Origin of the sequence: Bradyrhizobium valentinum (assembly GCF_001440405.1) — a bacterium.
GTDB lineage: Bacteria > Pseudomonadota > Alphaproteobacteria > Rhizobiales > Xanthobacteraceae > Bradyrhizobium > Bradyrhizobium valentinum.
This window is the reverse complement of sequence record NZ_LLXX01000111.1, coordinates 1,543-11,970: the sequence shown is the minus strand read 5'-3', so window position 1 is coordinate 11,970 and position 10,428 is coordinate 1,543. Positions and strand designations below refer to the sequence as shown.

The window sequence follows — 10,428 nt, the reverse complement described above, 5'->3', positions numbered from 1 at the left end:
TGGCCGGGCGCGACATTGGCCTCCGGCGTTGCCGGCTCGATCGGCACCGCGATCGGTCCGGAGCGCGCGGCAAGCAGGCGCGTCACCTCGCGCTCGACATAATGCGCGAGCTTGCGCGCGCCGGGCTTGGTGAAGAAGACGCCATCGGCCGTGCGCAACTGGCGGATCTGGCCTTCGAAGTCGGGACCCTTCTGCAGGAAGCGGCCGGCTTCATCGACAAAGCCGTCCCAGATATCGACATAGGTGATGCCGGCCTTGCCCGCGCCATCGCGATACAGCGCATCAAGGAACAGCATGTCGGACGTTCCCCGTTGCCCGCGGATCGCAGGCAGGCCGACCCACAACACCGGCACGCCCTTGGATTTCAGGATACCAATCAGCTCTTCGATCTTCTTGGCGTAAAGTTCAACCCAGCGCTCGTCGCGGAAATCGTAGAGCCCGCCGCCCGCGCGTGCGCTCTTTTCCAGCGTCTGCGACGTGTCGTTGTCGGCCGCGTCGTCAGGCGATAATTCGGCGTCGGCCGGCTTGTCGTCGCGTTTTGCGGCGTCAGTCGAGCCGTCCGGCTTCGGCTTTGCGTCCGCCGGCTTGGCATCCGCCTTGCCGCGCGCGTCCTTCTTGTTGTCTTCCTTCTTGTCGGCCTTCTTTTCGGTGATCGCCTCACGAATCGCCTGGCGGTCGTGGAGGCCGAGCATGACGACGATGGCGTCCGGCTTTTCGGTGGCGAGGATGCCCTTTGCGGCCGCGGCCCAATCGGCGGGCTCGCCGCGCGGCTGATACTTGATCAGGCCGGAGACGGTTTTGTGCTTGCGGATCACGCCCATGTCGGGCTGCTCGGCATAGGCGTCTTCCAGGCCATAGCCGAGCCAGTCCGCCATGGCATCGCCCAGCACCAGCACGTTACGTTCCGGCACCGTATCGCGCTTGGCGGGCGCGGGCGCACGGGAGAAGTCCTGGCGCGGCGCCTGCTGGGGCGTTTGCTGGGACGGCCCAAAGAAATCGCCGCCGAACCAGCCGCCACCACGTTGCGGCGCTTGCCGCTGCGGCGGACCGCCGAAGCCGCCGAAATTGAAAAACTGCGCGGAGGCCGGACCGACGATCCCGATCAGAAGCGCGATCGCAACCGCCAGCGCCACCAGCGGGCCGGTCTCGGTGAACACGCGCAAGAAGGACTTTGGCTTTTGCATCCGGCTCGGTCGCAATGAGTAGCAAGGCGTCAAATGTTAGTAGCGGAATCGGGCCGCAAGCGGGCAGATTTCGCATTCATAAACCGAGGTTCCGGGTTGACCGTCAAGGCTGCTGAAAAATCGTGGTTTTCAGGGTTACTTTCGCGGCCGAAAGCGCGAATTAACGCCCGCGCAGCCGCTCCAGCACGTCGGAAGACGCAAATCCGTCCGCGGGCGCCCCGATCGAGGCCTGGAAGTTGCGCAGCGCCTCCCGCGTATGGCCTCCGAACTGGCCGTCTGGCGTGCCGCGGTAATAGCCACGCTGGGCAAGCAGTTGCTGCAGTTCCAGCCGCTCCGCCCGCGACAGCACCCGTTCCTGCCGCGGCCAGGGCTGCACGAAGGCGGGGCCGCCGCGCAGGCGGTCGGCAAAATGGCCGATTGCCAGCGCATAGGCCTCCGCCGGGTTGTATTTCATGATCACCCGGAAATTCTGCAGCATCAGGAAGCCGGGTCCCTGCATGCCGGCCGGCGCCAGCAGGTAGGCTTTTTCAGTCGAATCCGGGAACGGCTTGCCATCGGCCCGCTTCAGTCCCTGGCTCTGCCATTGCGCTATTGTCATCGCCTTGGACTTGTCCGCCAGCATGAAATTAAAACCCTCCGGCAGCACCACCTCATAGCCCCAGCTCCGGCCGGTCTGCCAACCGTCCTTCCTGAGGTTGTTGGCGGTCGAGGCGATCAGGTCGGCGGCGTTGTCGACGACGTCGCGGCGGCCGTCGCCGTCGCCGTCGACGGCGTAGCGCTTGAAGGCGGTCGGCATGAACTGCGTCGGCCCGAACGCGCCGGCCCAGGAGCCGCGCATCTGTTCGGGGCGCAGATCGCCGCGGTTGAGAATTTCCAGCGCGGTGAGGAATTCGTCCTTGAAATAGGCCTGGCGGCGGCCGATGCAGGCCAGCGTCGCCGTCGAATTCACCACGTTGCGGTCGCCCATCTGCGTCGAGTAATTGGATTCGATTCCCCAGATCGATGCGATCGCGTAGCGATCGACGCCGGAGGCTTTCTCCACCTCGTCGAATTGCGGCTTGTACTTTGCAAGGATCTCGCGCCCCTTGGCGAGGCGGTTGTCGTTCACCAGGATGTCGAGATAATCCCAGATCGCCTTGGTGAATTCGGGCTGCGAATCCATCAGGTCCATGATGCGCAAATCAGGCTCGAGGCCTGCGGTGAAGCGCTCGAAATTCTGCTGGGTGATGTTGCGTCGTGCGGCATCCGGCCACATCGAGGCGACGCAATTTTGAAAATTCGCCGCGGCTTGCCGGATCGCGGCCGCAGTCATCAGGGGATGACCGGAGGCGCCGTCCTCGCCGCTCCATGGCGGTGGGCCTCCTTCCGGATTAGGTGCGGCCTGCGCTGTCGGACCGGATTTCTGGCCTGAGAAGATGTTGCCGAAAAAGTTCGAAACCCCGTTGCCGGGGGATTGAGCTTGAGATTGGGCTTGGGACTGGGCTTGGGACTGGCCGCTGGAACACAACAGCGCAGCCGCGATTATGATCGCGGCGGCTTGATTGTTCATCGCTCGTTCCATCACACCCATGCCGTGTCCGTCCGTCTCGACCAATCCGTGCCAGAAGGCCCTGTCACGGTTTCCAATAGCTTAACAGAGGGCATTTTGTCGTCGCGCCCGGCGCGCGCAAGGGGAGGCGAATGGCGACCATACATCCGCCTTTGTTCAGGGGTGCAAACCGGCTATCAACGTGCAATCAAAGCACTTTCCTCATTTCTAAGGCTCTCGATATCCCATGAAAATCCGTAAAGCCGTCTTCCCGGTCGCCGGCCTCGGCACCCGCGTCCTGCCAGCCACCAAGGCGATGCCGAAGGAAATGCTGACGATCGTCGACAAGCCGCTGATCCAGTATGTGGTCGACGAGGCCAGGGAGGCCGGGATCGAGCATTTTGTTTTCGTCACCGGGCGGAACAAGGGCGTGATCGAGGATCATTTCGACCGGATGTTCGAACTCGACACCACGCTGGCTGCGCGCGGCAAAAAGGCCGAGCAGGACATCCTGGCGCGCGACCAGCCCGAAGCCGGCGCCATGAGTTTCACCCGGCAGCAGGCACCGCTCGGCCTTGGACATGCGGTCTGGTGCGCGCGCGACATCGTCGGCGACGAGCCGTTCGCGGTGGTGCTGCCGGACGAACTGGTGCTGAACAGCCCGGGTTGCCTGAAGCAGATGGTCGAGGCCGCGGCAAAACTCGGCGGCAAGTCCAACCTGCTCGCGGTCGAAGCCGTGCCTGACGATCTCACCCATCAATACGGCATCTGCGGTGTCGGCAAGCGGCTCGCCAAAAACATGTTCGAGGTCGACGGCATGGTGGAGAAACCGCCGAAGGGTACTGCGCCGTCAAACCTCTCCATCACCGGGCGTTACATCCTGCAGCCGGAAATCTTCAAGATTCTCGAGACCCAGGAGCGCGGCGCGGGCAACGAGATCCAGCTCACCGATGCGATGAAAACCCTCGCGAAGACGCAAAAGTTCTACGGTGTCGAGTTCGCGGGCGAGCGGCACGATTGCGGTTCGAAATCCGGTTTCCTGCGCGCCAACATCGCCTACGGCATGGCGCGCCCCGATCTGCGCGACGGCCTGCGCGCCGAGATGAAGAAGTATCTGGAGGAGTGAGGCGAGTACGCATCCGCGTTCCTCCGCTGTCATCATCCGCGAAAGCGGATGATCCAGTACTCCGCGGCGTTAGCAATTGATCCGAAGCGGCGCGGCGTACTGGATGCCCGCCTTCGCGGGCATGACGAGACGGTGCCCTAAGCCACCAGCGCGAGCTGCGGGATCGCGGCGACCACCGACTGATTGCGGCCGTTGGCCTTGGCCGCGTAGAGCGCCTTGTCGGCCGCTTCGATGAGACAGGGCCACTCGATTGCCGCCGTGGGCGTCATGCTCGCCACGCCGACGCTGACCGTCGTGACATTGGGGTCTTCCGCCCATTGCTCGACCTTCGAGCGGATGGTTTCGGCGACCGTGAACGCTTCCACCGCCGAGAGGCCCGGCAACAGTACCGCGAATTCCTCGCCGCCATAGCGCGCCGCACAGTCGCTGGCCCGCCGCACCGCGTCCGAAATGCAGATCGCAATGCCGACCAGCACCTGATCGCCGGCCTGATGTCCAAACGTGTCGTTGTAGGATTTGAAATGATCGGCATCGATCATCAGGACCGCGACCGGCGTCCTGTTGCGCGCCGCCCGTCGCCATTCCGCATCGATCTCGATATCGAATTTGCGCCGGTTCTTCAGGCCGGTGAGCGCATCGGTCGTTGCCAGTTCCTCCAGCTTGTCCTCGGCCTCCGCGCGGCGGCCGATCTCGCGCGCGAGAAACAGCGTGGTGCCGATCACGAACAGGATCAGCACGATCATGATCGCGCCGATCCGGACGACTTCCCTTTGCCAGAGATGGAGGATGCTCGCCAGCGGCTTTCCGACCACGACGAAAAACTGATTTGTGGTGCCGGCGCGAACGTAGAGCCGCGGGGTGGGGTCCACCGGACCTATCCCGGCATAGGATCCGCCCTCTTTCAGGTTCGCCGGGTTCCACTTTGGCCGCTCGGCCAGATTCTTGCCGATGATGTCGAGGTCGAACGGTTTGCGCATGATGACCGTTCGGTCGCGGCGCAGCACCGTGATCGTATCGGCGGGATCGAGGTTAAGCCGGCCGAACAGATCATGGAAATAGCTGAAGCGGATCGAGCCGACCACGACGCCGAGAAAGCCGCCATCGGTATCGTTGATGCGCCGGCTGAGCACGATCGAATAGGCGCTGCGACGCAGCATCGGGCGGCTCATGTACAGGCCTACATCGGGATTGGCGCGGTGGACCTGGAAATACTCCTCGTCGCTGCGATCTTCCGGCGCCGGATCGAGGCTTGCCGCGTCGTGCGTCAGTTGGCCCTGCGCGTCGAACACCTGGATCACGCCGAAATGTCTGGCGGTGGCGGCATGATCGAACAGGATCAGGTGCTGGATCTCCTTGCTGACGCCCTTGATCTCCGGCATCACCAGATTGCTGGCGACGGCGCGCAGCGACAGATCGTAAAGCTCGATATTTCGGCTGATGTCGGCATCGATGCCGGCAGCGAGATTTTCCAGCGTCTGGCGTGCGAGCTCTTCCTCGCCGCGGCGCATGTCGAGCATGACGCTGACGCAAATCGTCGAGAAGCCGATCACGGTCGCGATCGACGACGCGATCAACAGCTTCGCAGACAACCGCCAGGGCCGGCGGTCTTTCCTGAACCAGCCCTTTCCGGTCACGTCGCTTTGCCGTCCGAATAGCATCATCCGCTCCAGGCCTTCCGGTATGCTCCCGGATAAATTGTTGCGGCCTTAAGCGGCGACGGCGATATGATAAAGAGTTAACGCTTGGTTGCCGGCATCGACGGTTTTGTGCAGATCACCATTGAGGACACGCGTGAACGTTTACGATCCGTTACGGGACTATCTGAAGGCGCAGAAGCGGCCCGAATTCGTGCTGAGCTTCGAACAGATCGAGGCGATCATCGACGCCGCGCTGCCGCGCGCCGCGCAGCGCGCGTCATGGTGGGAAACCCTGCGCAGCCCGCAGGAGAAGATGCCGCAGCGCGAGGCCTGCCTGGAAGCCGGCTACATCGCAACGCGGCAGGCCGATGGGAAAAGCGTGAAGTTCAAGAAGATGCCGGTGAGGCGGTGAGTGCGTGCCGTTCACCCGTCATCACCGCGCATGCAGCGCCGCGTTTCCGTGCAGGATGTCGATTGGTATGAAATACGGTGGGCGAGCCTCCTGTCGGACTCATTTTCCAGACACCGGCCCTACCGTCGCCTCAATTTGGGATGATTTGGTTCAAGGGGCGTGACTTAAAAGACAAGAACAAGAAAAGCGATAGTGGGAGGATGGCGCCGATGAGTCGGACGACATGGTCGTTTGGGCGTCCCACGCCTGTAAATCTCTGATGGCCGCGGCGATAGCCGATGACCGCCATAACAGCATCGAATCTTGATGGTGCTCTTGATCGGGCAGGGTGGACTGCGCTGTCCGGCAGAACTCGGCTTCTAGCGCTCGGACTGCTTGCCGGACTTGTTGGTGGAATTGGGCTGGCGCCCGGTTTCGCTGCTGCAGGCGACGCACTGCAGGTGACGAGCGCGCAGGTGCCCGCGTCCGACCAGATTGGTATCGATCTCCCGCTGCTGATGACGATCAGGAACGATGCGGCCGAAGCCGACGCGATACTGCGCGTCCGCTGTCCGTTCGCGAATTTCGCCGTAAAGCACACGGTCGATCGCGGCGAAGGCGCGCCCGCCATGCGTGAGATCAAGTCCATTCCGATCCCGGAGAGCAAGACGATCGAGCTCAAACGAGACGGATATCACGTGATGCTGCTGCAGACGCGGCAGAAGCTCGTCGACGGCGAGACGTTCACATGCGCCGTCGTCTTCCAGAAAGCCGGAACCAAAGAAACGGAGGTGCAGGTTTCACGAACGCCTTGATCGCGACAGCGGACTGGTGAAGCCCGTTGAATGGGGCCCGTCAGCGAAACGCCCGGATATGCCGGACGTTCAATCCAACATGAACTGCCACAAGAACTTGCAAACAAGGAGGGCACTACTCATGGAACGATTTTCCGGTCACACAAAAATGTTAACGCGAGCCTGTCGGCTTGCCGTAGCGGTTGCTGCCGCAAGCGTGTTGGGCGCACTGCCTGTCTCCGCGGACGGGGTCAATCAGGAACGGCTGCTCAACGTCGACAAGGAGCCGGGCAACTGGCTTCATCATCATCAGAATTACTCGGCTCACCGGTTCTCCAGCCTGAAGGAGATCAACCGCGATAACGTGAAGAACCTGAAGGTCGCCTGGACCATGCACCTCGGCGGCATTGAAGGCGGCGGCATCTGGAGCCATGGCGGGCTGGAAGGCACTCCGATTGCCGAAAACGGCTTTCTCTATGTCACCGATGGCTGGGGTTCGGTCTACAAGATCGATGCGCATGGTGGCCGCGGCGTGCTGGTCTGGAAGATGGATCCCAAGACGGACCGTGACTGGGCTGGTGCCGTAGCATGCTGCGGCGTCGACAACCGCGGCGTCGCATTGTGGGGTGATCAAGTCATTTCGCACACGCTCGATGGCCGGCTGCTCGCCATCAACAAGGAAACCGGCCAGGTCGCCTGGCAGCGCACGGTCGCCGATCCGGACAAGGGCGAGACGATCACCGGCGCGCCGTTGATCGTCAAGAACATGGCGATCACCGGCGTGGCCGGCGCGGAGTACGGCATCCGTGGCTGGCTTGCCGCCACCGACCTCACGACCCAGAAGGAGGTCTGGCGCACTTACACAATCCCGGGCAAGGGCGAGCCCGGCAGCGAAACCTGGAAAGACAGCAACAACGCGGCGGCCGCCGGCGGCGGTTCGACCTGGGTAACCGGCACCTACGATCCTGCAACCGACACCATCATCTGGGGCATCGGCAATCCCGGACCGGACTGGGATAACGCCTATCGGCCGGGCGACAACCTTTACACCGACAGTTCGCTGGCCCTTGACGCCACAACCGGCAAGATCAAGTGGCACTATCAGCACACGCCAAACGATCCCTATGATTACGACAGCGTGGCGGAAAACGTGCTGGTCGATGTCCCCGGGCCCAGCGGTCCGCGGAAGCTCGCGCTCGAAGCGGACCGCAACGGGTTCGCCTATGCGATCGATCGCACCAACGGCAAGTTCGTCTGGGGCCTGCCGTTCGTCAAGAAAGTTACATGGACCAAAGGGCTCGACCCGGAGAGCGGCAAGCCGATCGAGTATGACCCGAACAAGTCCGTGCAGACCTATATCGCGTCGGTGACGCCAAGCCGCACCAACATGGAAACCGACATCTGCCCCGGCAACATGGGCGGCAAGAACTGGCCGCCGACGGCCTATAATCCGGATCTGAAGCTCTGGTACATCCCGGTGATCGAGAGCTGCAATCGCATCAAGGTCGAGGTGATGACGCCGGACAAACTGAAACCGCGTGAGTTCTGGACCGGCGGCGGCCCGAGCCAGCCATTCAGGATCACCGGCAGCGTGACTGCGATCGATGTGACTACCGGCAAGATCGCCCAAAAAATGGAAACGCCGTTCCCCAATTTGGGCGGCATGCTTGCGACTCCCGACCTCGTCTTCACCGGCCAGCCATCCGGCGAAGTGCATGCGCTTGACGCCAAGTCATTGCAGAAGCTTTGGGAGTTCAACACGGGCGGCGGCGTCAACGCACCGCCGATGACCTTTACGGTCGATGGCAAACAGTACGTCGCCATTCTGGTCGGCCTGGGCGGCGCCTGGGACAAGTGGTTCATCGATTCGACGCCCGAACTGAAGAAGATACAGCCGGGATCGATGCTCTACGTATTCGCACTCTGACATCCCAAAAGACGGAGGGTCCGCCAACCGCGGGCCCTCCCGCTTCTTCGACAAGAGACGCAATGATGATCTTCAACAGGTTCCCGGCGGCGGCAGGCTTGCTGCTCGCGAGTGTCGTCGCCCTGAAATTTTCGATGCCAGCCGCTGCTTACGGTCAGTCGGCGCAAGCGCCAGCTTCGGATCCGACCGCTGCCGGCAAGGTAGTGTTCAGTAAGGCCAATTGCGTGGGCTGCCACAAATGGCACGGCAATGGCGGCGGCGGCTATGGCGGTGATGCGCTGTCGCTGCGCAAGACCGAGCTGACGCGGGATCAGATCATTGAAATCGTCGGCTGCGGGCGGCCGGGCACGGGGATGCCGTTCTTCATGCGCGGCGCCTACGATGAGGTGAAATGCCATGGCATGAACCGCCAGGACGCGGGGCCACAGATGCCGCCCGAGGGCGGAACATTTCTGCGGCCGAAGGATATTGAAGCCGTCGCCGACTACGTGATCGCCCACATCAAGGGAGCCGGCGAACCCACTTACGCGGAATGCGTCGCCTTCTTCTCAAACACGTCGCGGGTGTGCGACGTCTACAAGACCCAGGCGCAGAAGCCAGATGATGCGACCGCCAGCACCGGGAAGGGCCAGTGATGCGCAGACTGAAACTGCCGGGCGTTCTTGCCGTGGGCCTGCTTGCCTGGCAGGCCGTCGCGCTCGCGGGCTCACCGGCACGGACGGAAGAATTCAGCGGTAACGATCTGCGCGACATTCGCCTCGGAATGGCCGCGGCCGAACTGGCGGAGTCCGGCTACGTCGACTTCCATTGCGCGACGGATCCGAAGCGAACGCTGGCAAGCTGGAAGAATTGGCGCGACTGTCCTGCCGACGCGAGCGGGACACGGGCGATCCGATTTGGTTACGATCCGTCGACCAGCCGGGACGGCACCATGGTGGCAGGTCATCCGGCGATCCTGACCTTGCTGATCGACGATACCGGGCACGTTGCCGGTTTGCAGATCGAGACCGATCCGAAGGCGCGTCTCTATATCCGGAAGAAGGCGTTTCTCCTGGGGCTACAGGCCAAATCGCGCTACGGCCCGGACGGCTGGGCATGCACCGAGGGCCAGCCGGGTGCAGGAGACCAGCCAGTGGGAGGCATCTACCTCAAGGAGCGCTGCACCAAGACGATCAGCGGCCGTTCGCTGGTTGTCGAGCGCAACCTGTTCCGCCGGCCCGATCAGGACATCAAGAGCTTCGTCGATGAAACGCGGATCAGCATACTGCGAGCCAAGGATTAGAGCATTGCCGATGGTGCTGGCTGCCTGAGTCAGTCTACCTCCTGAGCAGACGTTGCCTCGCCTCATGCGCATGTCCAAAAAGTGGCAGTTTCAGCCGCGAGCCACCCTTCCTGCGGGCTGCCCTATATGAGAGAGTTGCCAACGGAAACGTGCCGATAGTCGAACGCGCCGATAATCTTAAGGAGCGCATTGGCGGCGTGGCTGGCGGCGGCCGTTATTTAATCCAAAAGGCGCGATCTGATACTTGATCGACGCAAGCGCGGACAGGCATTTCAACAGAGGCGTGGCATGGTGAATCGAGTTACGACGGCGCGATCCACCGTGGCGATGCGGCGTTGGGGTCCCCCCGCCATTGTGACGCTCGCGGTGATGGCCGCACTGACGGCGCTGACCGCCGGCGCCACGGCGAGACAGGCGCGCCCCAAGGCCCCCACCGAGGCGACGGCGCCGCGCGATGCAGGCGAGCCGATCATGGCGATCGTGTCGATCAAGACCCAGCAGGTCACTATCTACGACGCCGACGGCTGGATCCTGCGTGCGCCGGTATCGACCGGCACCA

Annotated in this window: 9 protein-coding genes and 1 pseudogene; 7 read left to right on the top strand and 3 right to left on the bottom strand. The window is 62.7% G+C overall.

Annotated features, from left to right (window positions below; translation table 11 throughout):
• Both CP49_RS16815 and CP49_RS16810 read right to left on the bottom strand, forming a co-directional pair.
• On the bottom strand, window positions 1–1,184 hold a 1,184-nt coding region (locus CP49_RS16815; RefSeq protein WP_057851324.1), incomplete at its 3' end, for an SGNH/GDSL hydrolase family protein.
• A gap of 160 nt (window positions 1,185–1,344) precedes the next feature.
• A complete protein-coding gene (locus CP49_RS16810; protein WP_057851329.1) occupies window positions 1,345–2,733 on the bottom strand; it encodes a lytic murein transglycosylase in 1,389 nt (462 codons plus the stop codon).
• Window positions 2,734–2,959: 226 nt separating this feature from the next.
• Between CP49_RS16810 and galU the strand changes: the two genes are divergently transcribed.
• Entirely contained in the window at window positions 2,960–3,838 is an 879-nt protein-coding gene (gene galU, locus CP49_RS16805) for a UTP--glucose-1-phosphate uridylyltransferase GalU (RefSeq protein ID WP_057851323.1), read from the top strand.
• Between the two features lie 137 nt (window positions 3,839–3,975).
• Here galU and CP49_RS16800 read toward each other — a convergent pair whose 3' ends face one another.
• Window positions 3,976–5,496 (bottom strand): sensor domain-containing diguanylate cyclase, encoded by a 1,521-nt coding sequence (locus CP49_RS16800; RefSeq protein ID WP_057851328.1) that lies wholly within the window; start codon window positions 5,494–5,496, stop codon window positions 3,976–3,978.
• Window positions 5,497–5,629: 133 nt separating this feature from the next.
• Here CP49_RS16800 and CP49_RS16795 point away from each other — a divergent pair, with 133 nt between their 5' ends.
• From CP49_RS16795 to CP49_RS46075, 6 genes and pseudogenes are all read left to right on the top strand, one after another.
• Window positions 5,630–5,887: a DUF7662 domain-containing protein gene (locus CP49_RS16795; RefSeq protein WP_057851322.1), complete on the top strand. Its 258-nt coding sequence runs from the start codon at window positions 5,630–5,632 to the stop codon at window positions 5,885–5,887.
• Window positions 5,888–6,165: 278 nt separating this feature from the next.
• The gene (locus CP49_RS16790; protein WP_082646060.1) at window positions 6,166–6,681 is read left to right on the top strand and encodes a copper chaperone PCu(A)C; all 516 of its coding nucleotides are present in this window, start codon (window positions 6,166–6,168) and stop codon (window positions 6,679–6,681) included.
• 148 nt (window positions 6,682–6,829) lie between these two features.
• On the top strand, window positions 6,830–8,587 hold the full coding sequence (locus CP49_RS16785; RefSeq protein WP_057851326.1) for a PQQ-dependent dehydrogenase, methanol/ethanol family: 1,758 nt from the start codon (window positions 6,830–6,832) through the stop codon (window positions 8,585–8,587).
• Between the two features lie 134 nt (window positions 8,588–8,721).
• Entirely contained in the window at window positions 8,722–9,222 is a 501-nt protein-coding gene (locus CP49_RS16780; protein WP_057851325.1) for a c-type cytochrome, read from the top strand.
• The gene (locus CP49_RS16775; RefSeq protein WP_057851321.1) at window positions 9,222–9,869 is read left to right on the top strand and encodes a hypothetical protein; all 648 of its coding nucleotides are present in this window, start codon (window positions 9,222–9,224) and stop codon (window positions 9,867–9,869) included. Before CP49_RS16780 ends, CP49_RS16775 begins: the two co-directional genes overlap by 1 nt.
• Before the next feature lie 288 nt (window positions 9,870–10,157).
• Window positions 10,158–10,428 (top strand): annotated as a pseudogene (locus tag CP49_RS46075) (L,D-transpeptidase); the annotation flags it as partial.

Bases quoted from the DNA above. Each gene is read 5' to 3' on its own strand.
- CP49_RS16810 (WP_057851329.1), bottom strand. From the start codon at position 2,733: ATGAACAATCAAGCCGCCGCGATCATAATCGCGGCTGCGCTGTTGTGT.
- galU (WP_057851323.1), top strand. From the start codon at position 2,960: ATGAAAATCCGTAAAGCCGTCTTCCCGGTCGCCGGCCTCGGCACCCGC.
- CP49_RS16800 (WP_057851328.1), bottom strand. From the start codon at position 5,496: ATGCTATTCGGACGGCAAAGCGACGTGACCGGAAAGGGCTGGTTCAGG.
- CP49_RS16790 (WP_082646060.1), top strand. From the start codon at position 6,166: ATGACCGCCATAACAGCATCGAATCTTGATGGTGCTCTTGATCGGGCA.
- CP49_RS16785 (WP_057851326.1), top strand. From the start codon at position 6,830: ATGTTAACGCGAGCCTGTCGGCTTGCCGTAGCGGTTGCTGCCGCAAGC.
- CP49_RS16780 (WP_057851325.1), top strand. From the start codon at position 8,722: ATGCCAGCCGCTGCTTACGGTCAGTCGGCGCAAGCGCCAGCTTCGGAT.
- CP49_RS16775 (WP_057851321.1), top strand. From the start codon at position 9,222: ATGCGCAGACTGAAACTGCCGGGCGTTCTTGCCGTGGGCCTGCTTGCC.